This is a genomic window from Sphingobium sp. BYY-5, assembly GCF_022758885.1.
Classification (GTDB): Bacteria; Pseudomonadota; Alphaproteobacteria; order Sphingomonadales; family Sphingomonadaceae; genus Sphingobium.
Genome location: NZ_JALEBH010000001.1, coordinates 1,853,688 through 1,878,851, shown reverse-complemented (window position 1 = coordinate 1,878,851; position 25,164 = coordinate 1,853,688). Strand labels below are relative to the sequence as shown.

General features: G+C 65.0%; 25 protein-coding genes. 18 read left to right on the top strand and 7 right to left on the bottom strand.

Going from position 1 to position 25,164, the window contains the following annotated elements:
• Positions 1 to 12 precede the first annotated feature (12 nt).
• Complete coding sequence (locus tag MOK15_RS08980) at positions 13 to 1,179, bottom strand: pyridoxal phosphate-dependent aminotransferase (protein WP_242931296.1); 1,167 nt, start codon at positions 1,177 to 1,179, stop codon at positions 13 to 15.
• A 157-nt stretch (positions 1,180 to 1,336) separates the two neighbouring features.
• The gene (locus MOK15_RS08975; RefSeq protein ID WP_242931295.1) at positions 1,337 to 2,494 is read right to left on the bottom strand and encodes a pyridoxal phosphate-dependent aminotransferase; all 1,158 of its coding nucleotides are present in this window, start codon (positions 2,492 to 2,494) and stop codon (positions 1,337 to 1,339) included.
• 161 nt (positions 2,495 to 2,655) lie between these two features.
• Here MOK15_RS08975 and ptsP point away from each other — a divergent pair, with 161 nt between their 5' ends.
• From ptsP to MOK15_RS08920, 11 genes are all read left to right on the top strand, one after another.
• Positions 2,656 to 4,932, top strand: coding sequence for a phosphoenolpyruvate--protein phosphotransferase (gene ptsP, locus MOK15_RS08970; RefSeq protein WP_242931294.1), 2,277 nt, complete (start codon positions 2,656 to 2,658; stop codon positions 4,930 to 4,932).
• A 71-nt stretch (positions 4,933 to 5,003) separates the two neighbouring features.
• The gene (locus MOK15_RS08965; RefSeq protein ID WP_242931293.1) at positions 5,004 to 5,897 is read left to right on the top strand and encodes a helix-turn-helix domain-containing protein; all 894 of its coding nucleotides are present in this window, start codon (positions 5,004 to 5,006) and stop codon (positions 5,895 to 5,897) included.
• Between the two features lie 91 nt (positions 5,898 to 5,988).
• Positions 5,989 to 6,900, top strand: a complete 912-nt coding sequence (locus MOK15_RS08960; protein WP_242931292.1) for a hypothetical protein — start codon at positions 5,989 to 5,991, stop codon at positions 6,898 to 6,900.
• A complete protein-coding gene (gene tilS / locus MOK15_RS08955) occupies positions 6,891 to 7,847 on the top strand; it encodes a tRNA lysidine(34) synthetase TilS (protein WP_242931291.1) in 957 nt (318 codons plus the stop codon). The genes MOK15_RS08960 and tilS overlap by 10 nt, the downstream gene beginning before the upstream one ends.
• A gap of 131 nt (positions 7,848 to 7,978) precedes the next feature.
• Positions 7,979 to 8,170: a hypothetical protein gene (locus MOK15_RS08950; protein WP_242931290.1), complete on the top strand. Its 192-nt coding sequence runs from the start codon at positions 7,979 to 7,981 to the stop codon at positions 8,168 to 8,170.
• Positions 8,171 to 8,236: 66 nt separating this feature from the next.
• Entirely contained in the window at positions 8,237 to 10,183 is a 1,947-nt protein-coding gene (ftsH, locus tag MOK15_RS08945) for an ATP-dependent zinc metalloprotease FtsH (RefSeq protein ID WP_242932697.1), read from the top strand.
• A 202-nt stretch (positions 10,184 to 10,385) separates the two neighbouring features.
• Positions 10,386 to 11,315 carry a protein-methionine-sulfoxide reductase catalytic subunit MsrP gene (gene msrP, locus MOK15_RS08940; RefSeq protein ID WP_242931289.1) on the top strand — a complete coding sequence of 310 codons (930 nt, stop codon included), beginning with the start codon at positions 10,386 to 10,388 and terminating at the stop codon, positions 11,313 to 11,315.
• Positions 11,315 to 11,923, top strand: coding sequence for a protein-methionine-sulfoxide reductase heme-binding subunit MsrQ (locus MOK15_RS08935; RefSeq protein WP_242931288.1), 609 nt, complete (start codon positions 11,315 to 11,317; stop codon positions 11,921 to 11,923). Before msrP ends, MOK15_RS08935 begins: the two co-directional genes overlap by 1 nt.
• Before the next feature lie 111 nt (positions 11,924 to 12,034).
• Positions 12,035 to 13,492 (top strand): IMP dehydrogenase, encoded by a 1,458-nt coding sequence (gene guaB, locus MOK15_RS08930; protein ID WP_242931287.1) that lies wholly within the window; start codon positions 12,035 to 12,037, stop codon positions 13,490 to 13,492.
• A 115-nt stretch (positions 13,493 to 13,607) separates the two neighbouring features.
• Complete coding sequence (locus MOK15_RS08925) at positions 13,608 to 14,783, top strand: RsmB/NOP family class I SAM-dependent RNA methyltransferase (RefSeq protein ID WP_242931286.1); 1,176 nt, start codon at positions 13,608 to 13,610, stop codon at positions 14,781 to 14,783.
• 92 nt (positions 14,784 to 14,875) lie between these two features.
• Complete coding sequence (locus MOK15_RS08920; RefSeq protein ID WP_242931285.1) at positions 14,876 to 15,394, top strand: tetratricopeptide repeat protein; 519 nt, start codon at positions 14,876 to 14,878, stop codon at positions 15,392 to 15,394.
• A gap of 33 nt (positions 15,395 to 15,427) precedes the next feature.
• Here MOK15_RS08920 and hemW read toward each other — a convergent pair whose 3' ends face one another.
• Positions 15,428 to 16,603, bottom strand: coding sequence for a radical SAM family heme chaperone HemW (hemW, locus tag MOK15_RS08915; RefSeq protein WP_242931284.1), 1,176 nt, complete (start codon positions 16,601 to 16,603; stop codon positions 15,428 to 15,430).
• A gap of 61 nt (positions 16,604 to 16,664) precedes the next feature.
• On the opposite strand from hemW, the gene MOK15_RS08910 reads away from it, so the two are divergent.
• On the top strand, positions 16,665 to 17,225 hold the full coding sequence (locus MOK15_RS08910; protein WP_242932696.1) for a CAP domain-containing protein: 561 nt from the start codon (positions 16,665 to 16,667) through the stop codon (positions 17,223 to 17,225).
• A gap of 7 nt (positions 17,226 to 17,232) precedes the next feature.
• On the opposite strand, the gene rdgB is transcribed toward MOK15_RS08910, so the two are convergent.
• Together rdgB and rph are read right to left on the bottom strand one after the other, a co-directional pair.
• A complete protein-coding gene (gene rdgB / locus MOK15_RS08905) occupies positions 17,233 to 17,862 on the bottom strand; it encodes an RdgB/HAM1 family non-canonical purine NTP pyrophosphatase (protein ID WP_242931283.1) in 630 nt (209 codons plus the stop codon).
• A 137-nt stretch (positions 17,863 to 17,999) separates the two neighbouring features.
• On the bottom strand, positions 18,000 to 18,716 hold the full coding sequence (gene rph, locus MOK15_RS08900; RefSeq protein ID WP_242931282.1) for a ribonuclease PH: 717 nt from the start codon (positions 18,714 to 18,716) through the stop codon (positions 18,000 to 18,002).
• A gap of 166 nt (positions 18,717 to 18,882) precedes the next feature.
• Here rph and MOK15_RS08895 point away from each other — a divergent pair, with 166 nt between their 5' ends.
• From MOK15_RS08895 to MOK15_RS08870, 6 genes are all read left to right on the top strand, one after another.
• Positions 18,883 to 19,377: a DUF6438 domain-containing protein gene (locus tag MOK15_RS08895; protein ID WP_242931281.1), complete on the top strand. Its 495-nt coding sequence runs from the start codon at positions 18,883 to 18,885 to the stop codon at positions 19,375 to 19,377.
• Positions 19,378 to 19,482: 105 nt separating this feature from the next.
• The gene (gene hrcA / locus MOK15_RS08890) at positions 19,483 to 20,526 is read left to right on the top strand and encodes a heat-inducible transcriptional repressor HrcA (protein WP_242931280.1); all 1,044 of its coding nucleotides are present in this window, start codon (positions 19,483 to 19,485) and stop codon (positions 20,524 to 20,526) included.
• Positions 20,523 to 21,077 carry a nucleotide exchange factor GrpE gene (gene grpE, locus MOK15_RS08885; RefSeq protein WP_242931279.1) on the top strand — a complete coding sequence of 185 codons (555 nt, stop codon included), beginning with the start codon at positions 20,523 to 20,525 and terminating at the stop codon, positions 21,075 to 21,077. Before hrcA ends, grpE begins: the two co-directional genes overlap by 4 nt.
• Positions 21,078 to 21,226: 149 nt before the next feature.
• A complete protein-coding gene (locus MOK15_RS08880; protein ID WP_242931278.1) occupies positions 21,227 to 22,468 on the top strand; it encodes a threonine synthase in 1,242 nt (413 codons plus the stop codon).
• Between the two features lie 385 nt (positions 22,469 to 22,853).
• Entirely contained in the window at positions 22,854 to 23,498 is a 645-nt protein-coding gene (locus tag MOK15_RS08875) for a PadR family transcriptional regulator (protein ID WP_242931277.1), read from the top strand.
• Between the two features lie 3 nt (positions 23,499 to 23,501).
• Entirely contained in the window at positions 23,502 to 23,780 is a 279-nt protein-coding gene (locus MOK15_RS08870; protein ID WP_242931276.1) for a DUF2218 domain-containing protein, read from the top strand.
• Positions 23,781 to 23,809: 29 nt separating this feature from the next.
• On the opposite strand, the gene ruvC is transcribed toward MOK15_RS08870, so the two are convergent.
• Both ruvC and MOK15_RS08860 read right to left on the bottom strand, forming a co-directional pair.
• The gene (gene ruvC / locus MOK15_RS08865; RefSeq protein ID WP_242931275.1) at positions 23,810 to 24,301 is read right to left on the bottom strand and encodes a crossover junction endodeoxyribonuclease RuvC; all 492 of its coding nucleotides are present in this window, start codon (positions 24,299 to 24,301) and stop codon (positions 23,810 to 23,812) included.
• A gap of 106 nt (positions 24,302 to 24,407) precedes the next feature.
• Positions 24,408 to 25,151 (bottom strand): YebC/PmpR family DNA-binding transcriptional regulator, encoded by a 744-nt coding sequence (locus MOK15_RS08860; protein WP_242931274.1) that lies wholly within the window; start codon positions 25,149 to 25,151, stop codon positions 24,408 to 24,410.
• Between the last annotated feature and the right edge of the window lie 13 nt (positions 25,152 to 25,164).

The window sequence follows — 25,164 nt, the reverse complement described above, 5'->3', positions numbered from 1 at the left end:
AGGGATGCGATCTTACGCCTTGTAGACCTTGTCCACGGCGGCGCAGAATTTGCTCATGTCGTCGGCGGAACCGACGGTGACACGGGAAACTGTGGGCCAGATCGGCCAGTTGCGGCCGATCTGCACCTTTTCCGGGGCGGTGAGCAGGGCGGCCTGCATCTCCTTGGCGGGCTTCTTCCAGTTGACCATGAACATGTTCGCCTGGCTGCCGGGCTGGACCTCTATGCCCTTCTTGGTGAGCCAGGCGATGGTCGCGTCGCGGGCGGCGATCATTTCGTTACGGCGCGCCTTGATGAGCGCGGCTTCGGGATAGACGGCGTTACCGCATGCCATGGCGGTGATCGACAGGCCGCCGGCTGACGGGCCGAACAGCATCAGCCGCTTCTGGACGTCGGGATCGGCGAAGGTGAGGCCGAGGCGGATGCCCGCCATGCCGAACAGCTTCGAGAAGGTCCGCATGACGATAAGATCTTTGCGGCCCGCCACCAGCTTCGCCGCGCTCGGCGCCTCGGAGAAGTGGATATAGGCTTCGTCCACCAGCAGGACGGAGTCGGCCGGCTTGTTCGCCAACAGCCATTCGATATCGGCCAGTGGGGTGACGGTGCCGGTCGGGTTGTTGGGCGAACAGATATAATAGAGGCCCGCGTTCGGATTGGCGGCCAGCATCGCCTTCACATCATGACCCTTGCCGATGGCCTGGGGCGCCTTTGCGATGGGAGCCTTCAGATAGTCGGCGGTGCGCCAGGCGGATTCGAAGGTCGGATCGGCCGTTACCAGCCCCTTGGCAGGCGAGCAGAAGGCCGCGACCGTGCTGACCAGCGGGCCGCCCGATCCGGGCCAGAGCATGACATGGCTTTCGGGGATGCCCTCCACCTTGGCGACGGTTGCGACCAGGTCGCCCCGGTAATTGTCGGGATCATACCAGTTGCCGACCGAAGCAGCCTTGGCGGCGGCATCGACGCCCGATTGGAAGGGGCCGGTCCAGCATTCGTTGGAGCCGATGCGCACTGCGCCGGCAATGCCGCGTGCGGCCTGCTGCTGCGCCTGGGCCGCCCCGCCCAGCAGCGTGCTGGCGGCGACGCCGGCGCTCAACAGTGCCGCAACCTCGCCCAACTGACGGCGCGAATAGCCACGCTCGATCAAATCTTCCCTGGCATCCTTGTTCAGCATCATGGTCATGTTGTCCGTCCCCTGTTCTGAGAAGCGCGTCTGTTACCGGGGAAAACGAAGCGGCGGCCCATTTCCGCAATGGGCCGCCGCCGGGGAATGTAAATTTTATGCGCCAGGACCGAACGGTCTTACTGCGAGGCGCGATGCTTGAGGCGCAGGTCGGGATTTATGCCTTCCAGACCTTGTCTACCGCTGTGTTGAAGGCTTCCATTTCGCTGATCGAGCCGACCGACACGCGCGAGACATTGGGCCAGATGGGCCAGTTGCGACCGATCTGCACGTTGGCGGCGAGGATGGCGGCCTGCATTTCCTTGGCGGGCTTGCCCCAGTCGACCATGAACATGTTCGCCTGGCTGCCGGGAATGACCTTGATCCCCTTCGCCTTCAAATGGCTGACTGCCTTTTCACGGGCAGCGATCATTTCGGCGCGGCGCGCCTTGATGAGGTCGGCCTGCGCGACCGAGACGGTGCCGCAGGCGACGGCGGTCATCGGCAGCATCGCCGTCACCTGGCCACCGTCATAGCGCATCATCTTTTCCATCAGCACCGGCGAGGCGAAGGTGAGGCCCAGGCGCATCCCCGCCATGCCGAACAGTTTCGAGAAGGTGCGCAGGATCAGCACATCGTCGCGCGTGGCGGCGAGCTTTGCGGCGTTGGGGCCATCGACCCAGTGGATATAGGCTTCGTCGACGACCAGCACCGCATCCTTGGGCTTGTTGTTGGCCAGCCATTCGATGTCCGCGATCGGGGTGACGGTGCCGGTCGGATTGTTGGGCGAGCAGATATAATAGACTGCCGCATTGGGGTCGGCCGCCAGCATCGCCTTCACATCATGGGCATAGTCCTTTGTCAGCGGCACGCGCTTGACCGGCGCCCCCACCCAGGCGGCGGTGCGCCAGATGGCTTCATAGGTCGGGTCGGCGGTGACGATGCCGCGCGTGGGCGACGCGAAGGCGACGGTCACGCGGTTGAGCGGGTCGGACGAGCCGGGCCAGGCGGTCACGCGATCGGCGGGAATGCCCTCTACCGAGGACACTGCCTCGAACAGCTTCTGATGTTCATTGTCGGGTTCGTAGCGATTGCCTTCGGTCACGAGCTTGAAGGCCGCTTCCGCCGCGACCGGGAAGGGGCCGGTCCAGCATTCGTTGGCGCCGATGCGCACCGCGCCGGCGACGGCTTTGGCCGCCTGCTGCGCGGCGGCGCCGGTGACGCGGATCGTGGCCGTGGCGGCGCCGATCAGCGCGGCGGCCTTGGCCAGTTGGCGGCGCGAATAGCCGCGATCGAGAAGATCCTGTTCGAATGCCGGTTCAAGCTGCGTCGCCATAATCCCTAGTCTCCCTGCGGGGCCGTTGACGGCCTGTTCGCTCTGCTGGACGATTGTATCGAATATTTCCGCCATGCAAATGAGGTCTGCTCAAGAATATCCTGCGCGTCGAAACATGAAACGCCTTGGAAAGCGGCCCGTGTATCTGTTAGCGCATTGCTATGCCCAGCACGCCCGCCGCCGCCGCCCGACAGATCCTCATCCGCTTGCAGGAAGTGATGGCGTCGCGCACCAGTGCGCAGGCCAAGCTGAACAAGGTGGTGGAGATTATCGGCGAATCGATGTCGAGCGAGGTCTGCTCCATCTATCTGGTGCGGGAAGGCGTGCTGGAACTGTTCGCTACGCGCGGGTTGAAGCAGGAGGCCGTCCATGTCACCCGCATGGCGATGGGCGAGGGTCTGGTCGGCCTGATCGCGACCAATGTCGAGACGCTGAACCTGGACGAGGCGGCGGCGCATCCCGATTACAGCTATCGTCCAGAGACGGGCGAGGAACTGTTTCACAGCTTTGCCGGCGTGCCGATCGTACGGCGTGAGCGTTCCCTTGGCGTCTTATGCGTGCAGCATGTGGAGCCGCGCAAATATGAAGAGGTCGAGATCGAGGCGCTGCAGACGGTCGCCATGGTCCTCTCTGAACTGATCGCCAATGCGGAGCTGGCCGATGACGGTCCGGCTGACGCGCGCGTCACCGAAACCGGCACGACGATGCTGCATGGGTTGCAACTGGTCATGGGCATGGCGCGCGGCCATGCGGTGTTCCACCAGCCGCGCATTCATGTCGAGCATACCGTTGCCGAGGATACGGAGGCGGAGCGCGCGCGCGTCATTTCCGCCTTCACCAAGATGCGCGAGCAGATCGACCGAATGACCGGCGCGGCCGAGTTCGGCACCGAAGGCGAGCATCAGGAGGTGCTCGAAACCTACAAGATGTTCGCCTATGATGAAGGGTGGATCCGGCGCATCAACGAAGCGATCGACAGCGGCCTGACTGCCGAGGCGGCGATCGAACGGGTGCAGCAGCGCACCCGGATGCGGATGCGGCAGATCGACGATCCGCTGTTGCAGGACCGGATGCATGATCTGGAGGATATGGCGAACCGGCTGCTGCGCATCGTGTCCGGGCAGTTGGGCACGGCGGCGCAACTGGGCTTGCGCCAGGACGCCATATTGATCGCGCGCAACCTGGGGCCGGCGGAACTGCTGGAATATGACCGGCGGCGGTTGAAGGGCGTGATTCTGGAGGAAGGATCGCTGACTGCTCATGTCACCATCGTCGCGCGGGCCATGGGCGTGCCGGTGCTGGGGCGTGTGCGCGATGTCCGTCATCAATTGAATGAGGGCGACCTCATCCTGATGGATGTTGGCGACAATGCGCTGCTGATCCGGCCGAGCGCCGACATGGACGAGGCGTTCGAGAACAAGCTGCATGTGACGCAGAAGCGCCGCGCCGAATTTGCCGCGATGCGCGACCTGCCATCGGTCACGACCGATGGGCAGCGTGTCGAGTTGATGGTCAATGCGGGATTGCGTGAGGATGCGCAGGCGCTGGACCTGGTGGGGGCAGACGGCATCGGCCTGTTCCGCACCGAATTCCAGTTCCTGGTGTCCGCCACCCTGCCGCAGCGTGAAAAGCAGCAGCGACTTTACAAGGATGTGCTGGATGCGGCGGGCGACCGCCCGGTCATCTTCCGTACAGTCGATATCGGCGGTGACAAGGCGCTGCCCTACATGACGCGCGACGGCGACGAGGAACTGGAGGATAATCCGGCGATGGGTTGGCGCGCGCTGCGGCTGGCGCTGGACCGTGACGGGTTGATGAAGGCGCAGGCGCGCGCCCTGCTGGAGGCGAGCGCGGGCAAGGTGCTGAATGTCATGTTCCCGATGGTGTCGGAGCCTTGGGAATATGAGGAGGCGCGTGCGCTGGTCGAGCGCCAGCGCGACTGGTTGCAATCGCAGAAGAAGAAACTGCCGATCGCGGTCAAATATGGCGCGATGCTTGAGGTGCCCGCGCTGGCTGAGGTGCTGGATATATTGCTGCCGCAGGTCGATTTCCTGTCGATCGGCACCAACGATCTGACCCAGTTCTTGTTCGCCGCTGACCGCGCCCATCCCAAGCTGGCCGAGCGATACGACTGGCTCAGCCTCGCCATCCTGCGCTTTCTCGACCGGGTGGTGCTGGCGTGTCAGGCCTATCAGGTGCCGGTCGGCGTGTGCGGCGAAATGGGCGGGCGCACGCTGGAGGCGATGGCGCTCATCGGCCTGGGCATCCGGCGGTTGTCGATCACCCCCGCGTCGGTGGGACCGGTCAAGGCAATGATCCGCGCAGTCGATGCCGCCGAATTGCAGGTGCTGATGCGCGAGCATCTGGACAGCGGCGCGCGTGACCTGCGCGAACGGCTGACCCAATGGGCGATCGCGCGGGATATCGAACTGAATTGAGGCAGCGTGCGGCGTTGACAACGCCCGTCCCGCAATGAGACAAGGCCGACCACCACAGGTCGCGGAGCAGCATGGCAGAAGAACCAGAAGTCGAAACCGGCGCGGCAGAAGCGCAGGAGGTGCAATCCACGCCTGGCGCGACGCTGCGCGCTGCGCGGGAAGCGCGGGGCCTGTCGATCCAGGATATCGCGGCCCGTACCCGGATTGCCCAGCGTCAGTTGGAGGCGGTCGAGCGCGATGACTATGCCGCGCTGCCTGGCATCCCCTATGCGGTTGGTTTCGCCCGCGCCTATGCGCGCGCCGTTGGCGTCGACGAGGTGATGATTGCGGCGAATGTGCGCAGTGGGGTGCAGGAATCGGACCTGGGCGCCAACCGCTATGAGGCGTTCGAGCCAGTCGATCCCGCGCGGGTGCCGTCGCGCACGCTGGCCTGGACGCTAGCCGCCATCGTCATCTTGCTGGCCGGTGGCTACATGGTCTGGCGCACCCAGATGTTCACCCCGCCCACCAGTGAGGAAATCACGGCGCAGGATCAGGTACAGCCGGTTGCGGCTCGCCCGGTCGACGCCGCGCCGACCGCGCCGGTGGTGCAGGCGGTCGTCTTCACCGCTATCGATGATGTGTGGCTGCGCATCTATGATGAAGCGGGGGAGCGGTTGAAGGATGGCCTGATGAAGAAGGGGGAGAGTTTTACCCTGCCGGCCAACGCCCGCAACCCGATGATCCTGACCGGTCGTCCCCAGGCGCTGAGCGTCACGGTAGGCGGGAAGCCGGTGCCGCCGCTGGGCGCGGCCGATCGCACCATCGCCGATGTGCCGGTCAGTGCGGAAGCGTTGCTGGCGCGAGGCGCAGCGGCGGTAGCGCCTGCCGCACGGCCTTCCGTCCCGCGCCCTGCCGCGACTGCGCCTGCCGTGACGCAACCCGCGTCTGCCGTTCCCCAGCCGGACACGGCCACGCCGGATTGAACGTCGCCATTGCCGGACGCTCTGCATGTCGCGCTTTACCGCGCGGAATAAGGGCTTATGGTTAAGGCCTGAATTTTTGTCGGGGATTATCATGCGTCACGCCTTTTTCGCGACCTCAGCTTTGCTAGGGGGCGCGCTTCTTGCGATCGCGCCGCCGGCCGCCGCTCAGAGCGGTGGGGTTGAAGTGCGGGTCGACCGGTTGGAGAAGGAAATGCGCGCCGTGCAGCGCAAGGTTTTCCCCGCCGGCGCGCCGTTGGAAGCGGAAATTACCCGTCCGACGACACCCACGGTCGCGCCTGGTTCGCCGGCCGGCACACCGATCTCGGATCTGACCGCGCGGGTCGGCGCGCTGGAATCGCAACTCGCGTCGATCACCGGACAGGTGGAGGAAACCAGCTTCAAGCTCCGCCAACTGGAGGAAGCGTTCAACAAATATAAGGCCGAGACGGACAGCCGCCTGTCGCCGCCGGACACGACGCCGCCCGCCGTGCGGCCAACCACATCCACGCCCATAGAGCCGACGCCGGCCGCGACCAAGCCGACCGCGAGCGCCGCACCGGCGAGCGAGGAGCGCAAGGCCGCTGTAGCGGCGATCGAGCGCCCCAATAGCGGCGATGCGGCGATGGACAGCTACAGCTATGGCTTCCGGCTGTGGGACGGCAAATTCTATCCTGAGGCGCAGGCGCAGTTGAAGGCCACCGTCGACAAATATGGTGACGGCACGGTAGGCAGCCGGGCCGCCAACCTGCTGGGTCGCGCCTATCTGGACGATGGCAAGCCCGCGCTCGCCTCGGTCGCCTTTTACGAAAATTACCAGAAGCGGCCGCGCGGCGACCGCGCTGCCGACAGCCTGACCTATCTGGGTGAGGCGCTGATCCAGCTCAAGAAGCCGGCCGACGCCTGCAAGGTCTATCAGGAACTGGAGCAGGTCTATGGATCGAGCCTGTCGGCCAGCCAGCGCGGCATGATGGACAAGGGCCGCGTCAAGGCGAAGTGCAGCTAAACGACGACCAGGGCTGGGCGGCGCTGGAAGCCCGGCTGATCGCGGCGGTGGACGCGCTGGCCGGTGGCGATCCGGCGGCGCGCTATGGCATTGCCGTGTCGGGCGGGCCGGACAGCATGGCCTTGCTGTACCTGGCGGCGCGCGCCTTTCCGGGGCGCGTTGCGGCGGTGACGCTGGATCATGGGCTGCGCCCGGAATCGGCGGAGGAGGCGGTGATGGTCGGGCGCTGGTGTGCCGGGCAGGGCATCGATCATAGGGTGCTGGCGCCTGATGCGCCGATTTCCGGCAATGTGCAGGCCTGGGCACGCGGGCAGCGTTATGCCCGGATCGAGTCGTGGCGCGTCGAACGCGGCATCGACTGGATCATGACCGCGCATCATGCCGACGACCAACTGGAAACCATGGTCATGCGGCTCAACCGGGGATCGGGCGTCGGTGGCCTTGCCGGGGTACGGGGGCGGTCGGGGCGCGTGATCCGGCCGCTGCTGGGCGTGCGCAAGGCGGCGCTCCAGGCGCTGGTTGATGTGCAGGGGCTGCCCCATGTCCATGATCCGTCCAATGCCGATCCGCGGTTCGACCGGGCGCTGATCCGGTCTGCGTTGGCGCGGGCCGACTGGCTGGATGCCGAGGCGGCGGCGCGGAGCGCGGCGGCGCTGGCGGAGGCGGAGGTGGCGCTGGAGTGGAGCGTCGCCGATCTTGCGGCGCAGCATGTGCGGGCGGACGGCGCGGGTTGTCGGCTCGACCAGACGGACCTGCCACGCGAATATCTGCGGCGGCTGGTGCTGGTCATGCTGGAACGGGTTGCGCCCGATGCCTTGCCGCTTCGTGGCGAGTCTCTGGATCGGGCGATCGCCGCCGCCGCAATCGGGGGGCAGGCGAGTCTCGGCGCATGGCTGCTGAAGGGGGGAGTGGCCTGGACATTGATGCCGGCCCCGCCGCGCCGCTGATCGTTACGCAATGGTTCCACGGCTAGGCGCGCGACTCTCACGGCTTGCCGCTTTGCTGCAGTGCAATGATGTTTTCTTGAAGCCTGCTATGGTTAACCGATCCGCGATTTCTGCGGGGATACATTAAGAGAATGATGGAATTTGCGGCCCTGACCTACGGCCTGCTGGCGAGCGTGATCCTTTCGGCGGCGCAACGGAACTATCGGCTGCGTAAACCGCATCCGCCGCTGCTGCTCTATATGGGCTATCTTCTATGTGGCCTGTCGGCGGGCGCGGCGATCGCGCTGGGCTGTATCGCGATTTCGGCGACCCTTGGCGGTTGACCATCACGCGCATCCGCTTGCGCTTTTACGGGCGCGCCCTATCTTGGCGGGTGAAAGAGAGTGATGATGAACGACGAGAAAGACCCGCAGGGCAATCCCTGGATCAAGAGCGCGATGATTTGGGCCGGCGTTATCGTCGCCCTGCTGCTGTTCGTGTCCATGTTCGACCGCCCGGTGGGCGCGCCGGGCAGTGAGATCGCCTATTCCGAATTTCGCGCCAAGGTGCAGGAAGGGCAGGTCAAGGACGTCGCCATCGCGCCGGACAAGATTTCGGGCACGCTGTCGAGCGGCCAGAAATTCTCGACCCTGCCTGTCGCCGATCCGGGCCTCACCGGCCTGCTGGACGACTATAACGTCAAATATTCGGGTCAGGCAGAGGCGCAGCCCAGCTTCTGGATGATCCTGATCTACCAGTCGTTGCCGTTCCTGCTGATCCTGGGCATCGCTTTCTTCGTGCTGCGTCAGATGCAGAAGGGCGGCGGTGCCGGTGGAGCCATGGGATTTGGCAAGTCCAAAGCCAAGCTGCTGACCGAAAAGCATGGCAAGGTGACGTTCGATGACGTCGCTGGCATCGATGAAGCGCGCGAAGAATTGCAGGAAATCGTCGAGTTCCTGAAGGACCCGACCAAATTCGCACGCCTGGGCGGCAAGATCCCCAAGGGCGCGCTGCTGGTCGGCTCGCCCGGCACCGGCAAGACGCTGCTGGCCCGCGCGATCGCGGGTGAGGCGGGCGTGCCCTTCTTCACCATTTCGGGTTCGGATTTCGTCGAGATGTTCGTCGGCGTCGGTGCAAGCCGTGTCCGCGACATGTTCGAGCAGGCCAAGAAGAACGCGCCCTGCATCGTCTTCATCGACGAAATCGACGCGGTGGGTCGCCATCGCGGAGCGGGTCTTGGCAATGGCAATGACGAGCGCGAGCAGACGCTGAATCAGTTGCTGGTCGAGATGGACGGTTTCGAGGCGAATGAGGGCATCATCATCGTCGCGGCAACCAACCGCCCCGACGTGTTGGACCCTGCGCTGCTGCGTCCGGGCCGCTTCGACCGTCAGGTCGTGGTGCCCCGTCCCGACATCGAGGGCCGCGAGAAGATCCTTGCCGTTCATATGAAGAAGGTGCCGCTGGCGCCCGACGTCGAACCGCGCGTCATCGCGCGCGGTACGCCGGGCTTCTCCGGCGCCGACCTCGCCAACCTGGTCAACGAAGCGGCGCTGATGGCGGCGCGTCGGGGCAAGCGTCTGGTCGCGATGGACGAGTTCGAATCGGCCAAGGACAAGGTGATGATGGGTGCGGAGCGCCGGTCCATGGTCATGACCGACGATGAAAAGAAGATGACCGCCTATCATGAGGCCGGCCATGCCATCGTGTCGGTCCATGAGCCGGCGTCGGACCCGATCCACAAGGCGACGATCATCCCACGCGGCCGCGCGCTGGGCATGGTGATGCGCCTGCCGGAGCGGGACAGCTACAGCTATCACCGCGACAAGATGCACGCGAACATGGCCGTCGCCATGGGCGGGCGCGTCGCCGAGGAGATCATCTTCGGCTATGACAAGGTGTCGAGCGGCGCTTCGGGCGACATCCAGTACGCGACCCGGCTGGCGCGCGACATGGTCACGCAATGGGGCATGTCGGACAAGCTGGGGCCGCTTCAGTACGAAGAGCAGCAGGGCGAGACCTTCCTCGGCTATTCGCAGAGCCAGCGCACCCATATGTCGGATGAGACGGCGAAGCTGATCGACAAGGAAATTCGCGGTCTGGTGGAGCAGGGCTATGCCCGCGCGCAGGATTTGCTCAAGAGCCATGAGGACCAGCTCCATCTGCTCGCCAACGCGATGCTGGAATATGAGACGCTGAGCGGCGAGGAAATCCGGGTGTTGCTGGAAAAGGGTGAGATCACCCGCGACGACGGCACCACGATTAAGCCTTCGGTGATCCCGGCGGCGGGTTCGTCCATCCCGCGTATCCGCAAGCGCAAGGGGCCGTTCGGCGAAGCGTCGCCGGCTGGGGCGTAAGGATGCATCCAGAGGATTGAACGAAGAAGGGCGCGGCCATCGGCCACGCCCTTCTTTCGTTGTGGCGAAGGCCGGTGCTGGATCGCAAGCGGTATGTCCTCTGGGTCATGTCTTTTGGCCCATGTCCGTGGGATCGCACCCGTTCCTGCTGCGTTCAGTAACAGTCATCTATCGAAAGCAGCAATCGGCCAGGAGACTCCGCGTGCTTATTCGTCCTCCAACGGACTTCAAGGATTGCGACGTCACTGACCATGGCCTTTACCTGCGCCGCCGGGAATTTGTCCTCGGCTCCGCGGGCGTGGGTGCGGCATCGCTGATCGGCGCGTCGTCGGCGCAGGCGGCGGCGCTGAAATACCGCCCCAACCGCATGGCGATCGATGAGGACAAGACTCCGTTGAAGGACGTCACGGGCTATAATAATTTCTACGAATTCGGGACCGATAAGAGTGACCCGGCGCGCTACGCCAAGATGATGAAAACCCGCCCCTGGACGGTGATTGTGGCGGGCCTGTGCGACAAGCCGGGCCAATATGGGGTCGACGACCTGATCCGCCGTTTTCCGCTGGAGGAACGCATCTATCGGATGCGCTGCGTCGAAGCCTGGTCGATGGTCATTCCCTGGGTCGGATTTCCGCTGGCCAGTCTCATCAAGGCAGCGGCACCGACCAGCCAGGCCAAATATGTCGCTTTCCAGACTTTGCGGGATTCCCGGCAAATGCCCGGTCAGCGCAGCGACATATTGAATTGGCCCTATCAGGAAGCGCTGCGATTGGATGAGGCGCTCAATCCGCTGACGCTGATGGCCGTCGGCCTCTATGGCCAGACCCTGCCCAATCAGAATGGCGCGCCGATCCGGCTAGTGGTGCCTTGGAAATACGGGTTCAAAGGCATCAAGTCGATCGTGCGCATCCAGTTTACCGCCAATCGCCCCAAGACGAGCTGGAATCTGCTCGCGCCGCGCGAATATGGATTTTACGGCAATGTGAACCCGGACGTGGACCATCCCCGCTGGTCGCAGGCCAAGGAGCGGCGGATCGGCGAATTTTTCCGCCGCAAGACCCTGCCGTTCAATGGCTATGGCGATCAGGTGGCGGGGCTTTATCGCGGCCTGGACCCGCGCACGCTCTATTGATGGCCCGGACGTCGGGCGCCCTTTCGCGCCAGGTGGAATCCGGCCTGATCTGGCTATTATGCGTGATGCCGCTCCTGATCCTCGTTGGTCAGGGCTTTGCTGACGCGCTGACGGCGAATCCTGTCGAGTATGTTCTGCGCGAACTGGGGCTATGGGCATTGCGCTTTCTCTGCCTGACCCTAGCGCTCAGTCCCCTTGCGCGGTTTTCAGGATGGCGGCGCGCACTGCTTTATCGCCGTCGCATCGGCCTGTGGGCCTTCGCCTATGCCTGCCTTCACCTGTCGACCTATATTTTCGTGGATCAGGCGCTCGACTGGCCCACCATCGTCAAGGATATCGTGAAGCGTCCCTATATCACCATCGGCATGGCGGCCTTCCTACTGCTGGTGCCACTGGCGATCACGTCGATCAACAGGATCCGGCGGCGCATGGCGCCACGATCCTGGCTGCGGCTCCATCGCGCTATCTATCCGATCGCGATCATGGGGGTCGCACATTTCTATCTGCTGGTGAAGGCGGATCATCGCGATCCCCTTTTCTACGGCATCATAGTTTTGATGCTGCTGGGCATCCGTTTGGTCCCGCGCCATCGCGCCGCAATAAAATGATACAAGGGGTCTGGCCGTTTGGCCCCGGAGTGGTTACATGGGCCGCCACAAATTCCCCCGGAATGCGCCGACCTATTGGCGCCGACCCCGCAGCAGAAAGTGGCTTGCCCCATGGATATCCGCCTTGGTCTCACCTTTGACGACGTGCTGTTGCAGCCCGGCGAATCCGATGTGTTGCCCAGCCAGGCGGACACCAGCACCTATGTGACGCGGGCGATCAAGCTCAACATCCCGATCCTGTCGTCCGCCATGGACACGGTGACGGAGGCCGACATGGCGATCGTCATGGCGCAGCTCGGCGGCATCGGTGTGCTTCACCGCAACCTGTCGGTCGAGGAACAGGCCGACGCGGTGCGCGCGGTCAAGCGGTTCGAAAGCGGCATGGTGGTCAATCCCATCACCATTCTGCCCAGCGCCACGCTGGCCGATGCGCAGATGCTGATGCAGCGCCACAAGATCAGCGGCATTCCCGTCGTCGAATCGAGCGGCAAGCTAGTCGGCATCCTGACCCATCGCGACACCCGTTTCGCCGAAAACCCGAAGCAACCGGTCAGCGAACTGATGACCAGAGACAATCTCGCCACGGTCAAGGTCGGCGTCGACCAGGAAGAGGCGCAGCGCCTGCTGCACCAGCGCCGGATCGAAAAGCTGCTGGTGGTCGATGACAGCTATCATTGCGTCGGCCTCATCACTGTCAAGGATATCGAGAAGGCCGTCACCTATCCTCAGGCGACCAAGGACAGCACGGGCCGCCTGCGCGTCGCCGCCGCCACCACCGTGGGTGAGAAGGGGCTGGAACGCAGCAAGGCGCTGATCGACGCCGAATGCGACCTGATCGTCATCGACACCGCCCATGGCCACAGCAAGCAGGTTGCGGTCGCGGTCGAGGCGGTGAAGAAGCTGTCCAACCACGTCCAGGTCGTGGCCGGCAACGTCGCCACCGCCGAAGCGACCAAGGCGCTGATCGATGCGGGCGCGGACTGTGTGAAGGTCGGCATCGGTCCCGGCTCCATCTGCACCACCCGCGTCGTCGCGGGCGTGGGCGTGCCACAGTTGACCGCCGTCATGGATTCGGCGGAGGAAGCCGCCAGGCATGGCGTGCCGGTGATCGCCGATGGCGGCCTGCGCACGTCGGGCGACGTGGCGAAGGCGCTGGCGGCGGGTGCGGGCTGCGTCATGGTCGGGTCGCTGCTGGCGGGCACGACCGAAGCGCCGGGCGAGACGTTCCTCTATCAGGGCCGCGCCTATAAGAGCTATCGCGGCATGGGCAGCGTCGGCGCCATGGCGCGCGGCAGCGCTGACCGCTATTTCCAGGCGGACATCAAGGACCAGATGAAGCTGGTGCCCGAAGGCATTGAGGGTCAGGTGCCGTTCAAGGGACCGGCCAAGGACGTCATCCACCAGCTTGTCGGCGGCGTGAAGGCGGCGATGGGCTATACCGGCAGCCGCACGATCACGGACCTGCAGGAACGCGCCCGCTTCGTCCAGATCACCAATGCCGGGCTGTCGGAAAGCCATGTCCATGATGTCACCATCACGCGGGAAGCGCCCAATTATCCGACGCGGTAAATAAACATTCCCCTCCCTTCTTAGGGAGGGGTTAGGGGTGGGTGCGAGCGTAGCGAGCCTCCTTCGGAGGCACCCACCCCCGGCCCCTCCCTGGAAGGGAGGGGGGAAGGTAAAGATGACCCCCTCCGCCCGCATCCAGGCCGCGATCGATCTGCTGGACCTCATCATCGCGTCGGCGCGCGATGGCGGGCCGGCGGCCGATACGCTGATCGCCCGCTATTTCAAGGAGCGGCGCTATGCTGGGTCGCGCGACCGGCGGGCGGTGCGTGACCATGTCTATGATGCGATCCGCCGTGCTGCCGAACGGCCCGACCATGGACGCGCGGCGATGATCGGGCTGGCGTGGGAGCGGCCGGAGATTGCTGCCCTGTTCGACGGATCGGCCCATGCGCCCGCGCCGATCGAGCCGGGTGAGGCCGGGGCGGAAGCGGGCGCGGTGCCCGCCTGGCTCCAGCCCCTGATCGCCGCGCCCGTCGAGCAGGACGCGCTGTTGGGCCGTGCGCCCGTCGATCTGCGGGTCAACCGGCTCAAGGCCGTGACGGCCGATGTCGCTCCCCTGTTGCTCGACGCCACGACGATCGCGGGCCTGCCCGACGCGCTGCGCCTGCCAGAGGGCCATCCGATCGAGCAGAATGACGCCTGGAAGGATGGGCTGGTCGAGGTGCAGGATGCCGGCAGCCAGTGGATCGCGGCCGCCTGCGCGGCGCGGCCGGGCATGACGGTCGTGGATATGTGCGCCGGTGCGGGCGGCAAGACGCTAGCGCTGGCCGCCGCCATGGCGGGTGAGGGGCGGCTGATTGCCGCCGACACCATCCGGTCGCGCCTTGCCCGGCTGGAGCCGCGCGCGCAGCGGGCCGGGGCGACCTTTATCGAGACGCTGCTGCTCGACCAGAATCATGAGGCGCGCGGGCTGGAGCCGTTGATAGGGCAGGCGGATGTCGTGCTGGTCGATGCGCCCTGTTCGGGCACCGGCACCTGGCGGCGCAATCCGGAGGCGCGCTGGCGGTTGACGCCGGCGCGGCTGGACCGGCTCGTCGCGGAACAGGCCCGGATTCTCGATTTCGCCGCGCCGCTGCTGGCGCCGGGCGGTACGCTGCTTTATGCTACCTGCGCGCTGACCGACCGGGAAGGGCGTGGCCAGGTCGATGCTTTCCTGGGCCGCCATGCCAGTTGGACGGCGGAGCCGATCGATCTGCCGGTTGGGCGGACGCATGGCGCGGGACTGTTGCTGACGCCGGGACATGATGGCAGCGACGGCTTCTATTTCGCGCGGCTCAAGCGGGGGGCTTGAAACGGACCATGGACAAAGGCGCGCAAAACCGCGACACTTTCCGTTTGAACCTTGGGCTGGAATCAATGCCTGAAACATGGCTGGAGACTATAATGCGTTTCACCCCTGCCTCGATTGCCCTTGCCGTCGTTCTCACCACCGTGTCGAGCATGGGCCTGAGCCAGAAGCCTGACAACCAGATCAACCCGCAGTCGATCGAATGGCAGAGGGCGGGGGAAAGCGCGCGCAAGGCCGGCAATCTGGACGGCGCGACCGATGCGCTGGAAAGCGCGCTGGCGGTCGATCCGCGCAACCGTTCCGCCTATGTCGAACTGGCCGAGGTCGCGCGCGTGCAGGGGCTGCAAGGCAAGGCGATTCGCCTCTACAAGGAAGCGCTGCTGCTGGACCCGACCGACATCACCGCGCTGGCCGGGCAGGGCGAGGCGATGATGGAAAAGGGCGCAGTCGCCCGTGCCAAGGAGGTGCTGGCGCAGGCGCAGAAGCTGTGCAAGGCCGACTGCGCACCGGTCGGCAAGCTCGCCGCCGCGATCCAGAAGGGGCCGCCGGTCGTCGCCATGACGAGCAAGGATGCGGTGCCATCATCGCAGAACAGCGCGACCGAACAGCCCTGACGCGGATGGGCGCGTAGAGCGCCGCTCTGATCGTCAGGCCATCACGATTTCCGGCAGGATGGCGTCGAGCAGCAGCATTCCTGCCGCCGCGACCTGGAGCCTTGGCCCGTTGCGGTGGAGCAGGCCGATATCGATAAGCTGGTCGATGGCGCGTTCGTCCACCAGATGCGCGGCGCCGATCCCGGACAGGGCGGCGATGCGGTCCAGATCGACCCCTTCGGCCAGGCGCAACCCCATCAGCAGCGCTTCGCGCGCGCGGTCTTCGCCGGTCAGCGCATCCTCGCTTTGCGTGCCATGGCCGTTGCGCTCCACCGCGCTCATCCAGTTTTCCGGCTTCTTGTGGCGCAGCGTCGCCTGGCCCGTGCGACGGCCGTGGGCGCCGGGGCCGATGCCGACATAGTCGCCATAGCGCCAATAGGTGAGGTTGTGCCGGCTTTGCTGGCCGGGCCGGGCATGGTTGCTGATCTCATAGGCGGGGATGCCCGCTTCGCCGGTCATCGCCTGGGTCAGTTCGTAGAGCGTCGCGCCATGATCGGGATCGGCGGGCGTCAGCTTGTTTTGCGCCACCAGCGTGGCGAAGCGGGTGCCCGGCTCGATCGTCAACTGATAGAGCGAGAGATGGCCGGTGCCAAAGGACAAGGCGCGGGCTAGCTCATCGCGCCAGTCGGCTTCGCCTTGATCGGGGCGGGCGTAGATGAGGTCGAAGCTCACCCGGTCGAACACGCGCTGCGCGGTGTCGAGCGCGGCCAGTCCCTCCGCCACGTCATGGGCGCGACCGAGGAAATGGAGCGCTTCATTGTCCAGCGCCTGTAGTCCGAGCGATACGCGGTTGACCCCGGCGGCGGCAAGATCGGCGAAGCGGGCGGTTTCGACCGAATTGGGATTGGCCTCCAGCGTGATCTCCATGTCCGGCGCGAGACCCCAATGGCGGTCGGCTGCCGCGATCAGGTCCGCAACCAGTGCGGGCGGCATCAGCGAAGGCGTGCCGCCGCCGAAGAAGATGGACGTTAGCGGCCGTCCAGCGGTCAGCGCGGCTTCATGCGCCATGTCCGCCAGCAGCCCGGCGCGCCAGGCTTCCGTGTCGATCCGGTCCCGGACGTGGCTGTTGAAATCGCAATAGGGACATTTGGATACACAAAAGGGCCAATGCACATATAAGGCGAGCGGAGCGGCAAGAGCCGACGGGTTGCAAGGATCGTGGATCGACATGGATGGGGTGCGCCTTAAACCGATTTGCCGCGCGCTGCTATGGGCAGGTGCGGCGGGACTGATGATGGTTGCCGGCGTCGCGGGCGCGCAGCCGCGATCCGCGGCTTCCTACGGCATGGAGGAGGCGGAGCGCGACGACGGGCTGATGCGGGACGTCATGCTGGACATGCATAATGAAGAGCGCGAATCGCTGGGCCTGCCTCCGCTGGAATGGGATGCCGCGCTGGCGGCCGATGCGCGCCTTTATGCCCGGACGATGGCGCGGACGGGCGTGTTCGCTCATTCGAGTCGCGCCAGCCGGGCGATCCCCAGCGGCGAAAATCTCTGGATGGGGACGCGCGGCCTGTATGACTATGACGTGATGGCGGGCGCCTTCCTCGACGAAAAGCGCCTGATGCGGCGCGGCGGTCGCCTACCCAATATCAGCACCACCGGCCGCTGGCAGGATGTCGCCCATTACACCCAGATGATCTGGAGGAGCACGCAGAAGCTGGGCTGTGCGCTGGCGGCGGGGGCCAGTTCCGACTATCTGGTTTGTCGCTATTTCCCGGCCGGCAATATCTTCGGACAGGGACCGCTGGACCCGGATACGGGGCCTAAGGCGGTGGCCGGCGGGGAGTGAATGTCGGTTAAAACACAGCCTTCACCAGTTGCGCGAAGGCGTCGGCACGATGGCTCATGGCGTGCTTCTTTTCCGCCGCCATCTCGCCGAAGCTGATGTCATACCCCAGCGGCACGAACATCGGGTCGTAGCCGAACCCCTTATCGCCGCGCGGCGGCCAGACGAGCGTGCCGTCGACCCGGCCCTCAAACGCTTCGACATGGCCGTCGGGCCAGGCAAGGGCGAGGGCGCAGATGAAATGGGCGTCGTGGCCGGCGTCCGGCCCCTTGGCTTCGATCCCGTCCCACACTTTTTGCATGGCGAAGCCGAAATCCTTGGTCGGGCCGGCCCAGCGGGCGGAGAAGAGGCCGGGGTTGCCGCCCAGCGCTTCGACGCACAGGCCGCTGTCGTCGGCGAGCGCGGGCAGGCCGCTGAGGTCGGCCGCCTGCATCGCCTTCAACTCTGCGTTTGCTATGAAGGTGGTGCCGGTCTCTTCCGGTTCGGGCAGGTCCAGGGCGGCGGCGGAGATCGGCTCTATGCCATAGGGGCCGAGCAGTTCCGCGATTTCCCTTATTTTGCCCGAATTATGGCTGGCGATCACCAGCTTGCCGGGGGCGAGCTTGCGGATCGCCTGTTCCTGTCCGAATTCGTCGCTCATGATGCGATTATCCTAAATCCCGAACCAAAAATTCCGTTCGCCCTGAGCTTGTCGAAGGGCTGTTCTTCTTTTTCAAGAAGAAAGGCGGGGCTTCGACAGGCTCAGCCCGAACGGAGGAGAGGGGAGGCTCAATCCTTTTACCGTCCCGTTGCCGCGTCCTGCGCGGCGAAAATCTGGGCGCAGCCGATGCGGGCGAGGCGGAGCAGGCGGAGCAGTTCCTCCTCGTCATAGGCCGCGCCTTCGGCCGTGGCCTGCACTTCGGCGAACTTGCCGTCGCCGGTCAGGATCAGGTTGGCGTCGGTTTCGGCGTTGCTGTCCTCGGCATAGTCTAGGTCGAGCACCGGCGTGCCTTCATAGATGCCGCAACTGATCGCCGCGACCTTCTGGATGATCGGGTCTTCGCTGAGCGCGCCCGACGCCAGCAACTTGTCCACGGCGATGCGCAGCGCGACCCAACTGCCCGAAATGGCGGCGGTGCGGGTGCCGCCATCGGCCTGGATCACGTCGCAGTCGATCACGATCTGGCGCTCGCCCAGCTTCTTCATGTCGACCACGGTGCGCAGCGAACGGCCGATCAGGCGCTGAATTTCCTGGGTGCGGCCCGACTGCTTGCCCTTGGCCGCCTCGCGGCTGCCGCGGGTATGGGTGGCGCGGGGCAACATGCCATATTCGGCCGTGACCCAGCCCTGGCCCTTGCCGCGCAAGAAGGGGGGCACCTTTTCCTCGACCGACGCGGTGCAGAGCACGCGCGTGTCGCCGAAGCTGACGAGGCAGCTACCTTCGGCATGGATGGTGAAGCCGGGTTCCATGGTGATGTCGCGCATCTGGTCGGGCGCGCGGCCGGAAGGACGCATAATATTTCTCCGAAACGATCAGGTGACAACATGCTCTTGCGAGCGCCGGTGCCGCCAATGCGCCAGGAAGCGCACTTAACAGGCCGCTTAGCGCCCGAAGACGCTTCTTGCCAGTGCCATGCGGACAATTTGGCGATAAGAGGGGGCGATGGGACGCAATTTTACAATGATGCTGATGGCCTGCGCGATGTTGACGGGGTGCCTGGCGAAACAGGAAGGGCTGGAACCGCCCAAGGCGCCGGGGGACATGATCCGCTTCACCGCCGGGCGCTGCTTCGGCGCCTGCCCGGCCTATACGATGCAGGTGTCGCCTGACGGATCGGGCCTGTTGCAGCCGGAACGCTTCACCTCCGTGCCGGGGCCGACGCGATTTACCGTGACCAGGGCGCAATATCGCAAGCTTGTCGCGACGCTGGCGCCATATCGTCCGGCGGCGGGCACGACCCGGAAAATCGCCCAGGGCGCCAATTGCGAGCGCTTCGCCACCGACATGCCCAATTATGTGGTCGAATGGAGCCGGCCGGGGCAGCCGGCGACGCGCCTGGAATATCAGTCCGGCTGTATGGACGCGCGCTATGGCAGGTTGCGTGTCGCGATTGCGTCGGTGCCGAAGATCCTGGACGTGCAGCCCATGCTCAATCCCAAGGCGGTCGCGCCATGAGCCGTCTTGAGCGCACGCGCCGTCTTGCTGTGATTTCCTCTGTTTTCCGCGATTTCCGAGTCGTCTGATGTTTCATCTGACTAGAAATCGCTCTAGATAGACATCATGTCGGTCATCCCGATCTCCGAATTGAATGATCGCGCGCGCGACGTTTTTCGCCTGGTGGTGGAAAGCTATCTGGGCACGGGCCTGCCCGTGGGGTCGCGCACCATCAGCAAGATCGCGGCGCTGAGCCTGTCGCCCGCGTCGATTCGCAACGTCATGCAGGATCTGGAGGAACTGGGCCTGCTCGCCGCGCCGCACACCTCGGCCGGGCGGATGCCGACCGAAACGGGGCTGCGCCTGTTCGTCGACGGCATGATGCAGGCGGCCGAACCGTCCGTTGAGGAGCGTCGCGCGATCGAGGCGGGCATCACCGAAAGCGGGCCGATCGAGGAGGCGCTGTCCGCCGCCACCGCAACCCTGAGCGGCCTGTCCGCCTGCGCCGGCATCATCATGGTGCCCAAGCATGAGCCGGTGCTGCGCCAGTTCGGTTTCGTGCCACTGAACGCGCGCCAGGCGTTGGCCGTGCTGGTGGGGCATGATGGATCGGTCGAAAATCGCGTGCTCGACCTGCCCGACGGTGTCAGCCCCGTGATGCTCAATGAAGCGGCCAATTTCATGTCGGCGCGCTTTGGCGGCATGACGTTGCGCCAGGCGGGCGAGGTGCTGGCGCGGGAGATGGAAGCGGAGCGCAACGTACTGGATAATACGGCGCGCGACCTGGTTGCCCGTGGCCTCGCCATCTGGTCGCAGGACGCCGACGACCGGCCGGTGCTGATCGTGCGCGGCCAGTCGCACCTGCTGGATGACGGCGCGGCCGCCGACCTGGAGCGGGCGCGGCAATTGCTGGAGCAACTGGAGGGCAAGCAGGAAATATTGGACCTGCTGCGCGGCGCTCTGGCCGGCAGCGCGACCAAAATCTTTATCGGCTCGGAAAACAAGCTCTTTTCCCTGTCGGGTTCTTCGGTCATAGCCGCCCCCTACCGTGGCGCGGACGGCCGGGTCGTCGGCGTAGTCGGCGTGATCGGCCCCACGCGCTTGAACTATGCGCGGGTGATCCCCATGGTGGACTTCACCGCACAGACGCTGTCGAGATTGATGAGATGAGCGAAGACAAACAGAATCTGGAAAATACCGAAGTCGTGGACGTGCTGCCGGAAGATGCGGCGCCCGCTGGAGACGCCACGGCCGAGAAGCTGGCCGCGCTGGAGGCGGAACTCGCCACCGCGAAGCAGGACATTCTCTACGCCCATGCCGACACGCAGAATGTGCGCCGCCGGCTGGAGAAGGAACTGGCTGATGCGCGGGCCTATGCCGCGACCAGCTTTGCCCGCGACATGCTGTCGGTTTCCGACAATCTGAGCCGCGCGTTGGCTACCATCCCCGCCGATCTGCGCGAGGATGAGAAGTTCAAGAGCCTGGTCGTCGGTCTGGAAGCCACCGGTCGCGAACTGGAAAGCGTGTTCGGCCGCAACGGCATCACCAAGCTGGAATCGGTCGGTCAGCCGCTCGACCCCAACAAGCATCAGGCGATGATGGAGGTCCCCTCGACCGACGCCGAGCCGGGCACCATCCTGGTCGAGATGCAGGCCGGCTACATGATCAAGGACCGCCTGCTGCGCCCCGCCATGGTGAGCGTGGCGAAGAAGGCGGAGTAAACTGCCTGAAATCCTCCCCTGTAAGGGGAGGGGGACCACGAAGTGGTGGAGGGGTGTCACCCTATCGATAGGGTGACACCCCTCCGTCAGGGCTACGCCCCGCCACCTCCCCTTACAGGGAAGGATGATTTGGATTCAGGGAGGCCCAGATGCGCCACGACCTCAACCTCACCACCGACCGGCCGACTTTCGTCACCCATCTCGAATGTTCGCTGACCGGCGAGCGCTATGAGGCGGACAGGCTGCATGGGCTGTCGGCGGCGGGGAAGCCGCTTCTGGTGCGCTACGACCTCGACGGTGTGCGTGCGACGCTGACGAAGGAAGCGATCGCGCAGCGGCCGATGGACCTGTGGCGCTGGCGCGAGTTGCTGCCGGTACGCCGGACATCCAATATCGTCAGCCTTGGCGAGAATGCGACCCCGCTTATCCCGCTGCCGCGCACCGCCGCGCGGCTGGGTGGCGTGCATCTACTGGCGAAGGATGAGGGCCGGTTGCCGACCGCCTCCTTCAAGGCGCGGGGCCTCGTCATGGCTGTTTCCATGGCGAAGGAACTGGGCGTGACCCAGGTTGCGATGCCGACCAACGGCAATGCCGGCGCGGCGCTGGCCGCCTATGCGGCTGTGGCGGGGATGGAGGCGGTGATCTTCTGCCCCGACGACACGCCCGAAGTGAATGTGCGCGAGATCGCGGCGCAGGGTGCGCGCGTCTATCGCGTCAACGGCCTGATCGACGATTGTGGGGCGATCGTAGGGCAGGGCGCGAAGGAGCGTGGTTGGTTCGACTTCTCGACGCTGAAAGAGCCGTATCGGATCGAGGGCAAGAAGACGATGGGGCTGGAACTGGCCGAGCAGCTTGGCTGGGAACTGCCCGACGCGATTTTCTACCCCACAGGCGGCGGCACCGGCCTGATCGGCATGTGGAAGGCGTTCGACGAATTGGAGAAGATCGGTTTCATCGGATCGAAGCGGCCGAAAATGTTCGCGGTGCAGGCCGAAGGTTGCGCGCCGATGGTGCGCGCGTTCGAACAGGGCGTCGAGTTCGCTGAGCGTTGGGAAGGCGCGCATACCATCGCCATGGGCATTCGCGTGCCGCGCGCGGTGGGCGACTTCCTGATCCTGCGCGCGGTCCGAGAAAGCGGCGGCGCGGCACTGGCCGTGTCGGACGATGCGATTGCGGCGGCGGTGCGCGATGTCGCGCGGGATGACGGATTGCTGCTATGCCCGGAGGGCGGCGCCACGCTGGCCGCTTACAGCCGCGCCCTGGATGAAGGGCTGATCGGTCGCGACGAACGGGCGGTGCTGTTCAACTGCGCCAGCGGTCTCAAATATCCGCTGGAGGACCAGAGCCGCACGCTGGACCGCCACGCGCCGATCGACTTTGCGTCGCTGTAAAAGACGCGGAGACCCATCGCGCTGACGGTGGGATCGGCCGGGATGGTGGCAACCAAGACATTCCCTTCCCTGTAAGGGAGGGGAGGAAGAAAGCCTGCTCCTGGCCGTTTCCAGTCTTCCTCCCCTGGCAGGGGAGGTGGCAGGGCGTAGCCCTGACGGAGGGGTGTCCCGCTCTCGATAGGGTGATACCCCTCCACCGCCTTCGGTGGCCCCCCTCCCCTTACAGGAGAGGATTTCATGTCCGCAACTGGCCGCAATCGGACGGATCATCCTGCCATCAAGCGCACTCAGCTCCACGAATGATATAAAAAGATATATCTTAACTCTTGACGATCGGAATTTTTAAGATATATTGCAAAGCATCATGAAATATATGAAAGAGCAAATGATGCGATTCTCCCATCCCTTCCACGGTCGCCATGGCGACCATCCTCATCGCGGCCCCCATCACGGTCATGGCCGCTTTGCTTCCGCTGACGGTTTCGGCCGGGGCGGCTTCGGGCGCAGCCCGTTCGGCGGCGATCCCTTCGGCGAGGACGGCCCGCGTGGTGGCGGGCGCGGCGGCGGTCGGCGGCGGCTGTTCGACAATGAGGCGCTCCGCCTGATCCTGTTGAAGCTGATCGCTGCCGAGCCGCGCCACGGCTATGAGCTGATCCGCGCGATCGAGGCGCTGTCGGGCGAGGTTTATGCGCCCAGCCCCGGCGTCGTCTATCCGACGCTGACCCTGCTGGCCGAGATGGACCTGATCGCCGAACAGCCTGGTGAGGGCAGCCGCAAGCGTTTCGCCATCACCGACGCCGGCAAGACCCAGATAGAGGAGCGGCAGGCCGCGATCGACATGGTGCTGGAACGGCTGGCCCATTTGGCGCGTAAGGCCGAACGGGCCGATGGCGGGCCGGTGCGCCGCGCGATGCACAATCTGCGTTTCGCCGTCCAGCAGCGCCTTGAAAAGGAAGGCGCGGATAACCAGACCCTGTTCGATATCGCCGCCCTGATCGACGAGGCTGTGAGCAAGATCGAAAGGCTCTGATCCATGACCCTGACCGCGACCGTCCCGACCACCTACGGCAGCCGCTACATACAGCAGCTTTGCAAGCATTGGAGCCACAAGTTCGAGACGAATTTCGATCCGAACCAGGGCGAGATCAGCTTCCCCATGGGGCCGATCCGTCTGGAGGCCAACCCGCAAGCGCTGGTCGTGGTTCTGGAGCCGAACGCCGACGCCGATGTGGAACGGTTCAAGCAGGTGGTCGCCGACCATCTCGACCGCTTCGCCTTTCGCGAGGCGCCTCTGCCGTTCGACTGGAAATAGGAAAAGAGGGGCGGGCTATCCGCCTCTTTTCATTTGCGCGGGATACGCCGCGCGCTCGCCAGATGATGGGCGTGGGTGATGGCGACGGCGAGTGCGTCGGCGGCATCTGGCCCGGCGATCTTCGCGCTAGGCAGCAGGCGCGACACCATGGCGTGGACCTGCTCCTTGGATGCGTTGCCGACCCCGACCACCGATTTCTTGACGAGCCGGGCGGCATATTCGCCGACCTCCATGCCCGATCGCGACGCAGCGAGCAGCACGACGCCGCGCGCCTGGCCCAGCTTCAGCGTCGATTGCGGGTTCACATTGACGAACACCTCCTCGACCGCGGCGCCATCGGGCCGATGTTCGAGGATGAGATCGGTCAGCGCCAGATCGAGCGCCAGCAGCCGCGTCGCCAGCGCCATGGCGCTATCGGTCTTGATCTGGCCATTGCCGATATGAGTCAGCCGATTGCCGTCTGCGGCGATAAGACCCCAGCCGGTGGTGCCAAGGCCAGGGTCGAGACCGAGAAGGATCAAATTCCCCTCCCGCTTGCGGGAGGGGTTAGGGGAGGGGGTGTCAGTGGGGCCTGAGGTGGAACAGGCCCTCCCCCGGCCCCTCCCGCAAGCGGGAGGGGAGGATGGATCAACCCAGCTTCTCCATCACCTCGTCAGAGACTTCGTAATTGCCCCAGACAGTCTGGACGTCATCATCGTCTTCCAGCGTATCGACCAGCTTCATCAGGGTCGCAGCGTTGCTTTCGTCGACTTCGACGGTGGTCTGCGGCTTCCAGGCGAGCTTGGCGGCGTCGGCGGCGCCGAGCTTGGCTTCCAGCGCCTTGGCGACCTCGTGGAGCGAATCCATCGCGGTCCAGATTTCATGTTCGTCCTCGTTCGAGGCGACATCGTCCGCGCCGGCTTCCAGCGCGGCTTCAAATACCGCGTCGGCATCGCCCGCGCTGGCCGGATAGGTGATGAGGCCGAGGCGGTCGAAGCCGTGGCTCACCGCGCCCGACGCGCCCAGATTGCCGCCATTCTTGGAGAAGGCGGTGCGGATGTTGGTGGCGGTGCGGTTGCGGTTGTCGGTCAGCGCCTCGACGATGATGGCGATGCCGGCAGGGCCGTAGCCCTCATAGCGCACTTCTTCGTAATTTTCGCCGCCGGCCGCGTTCGCCTTGTCGATCGCGCGCTGGATATTGTCCTTGGGCATCGACTGGGCCTTGGCCGCGTTGACCGCCAGGCGCAGGCGCGGATTCATGTCCGGGTCGGGCATACCCATCTTGGCGGCGACGGTGATTTCGCGGCTGAGCTTGGAGAACATCGACGAGCGCTTCTTGTCCTGCGCGCCCTTGCGATGCATGATATTCTTGAATTTGGAATGGCCTGCCATGGTCCTGAATTCT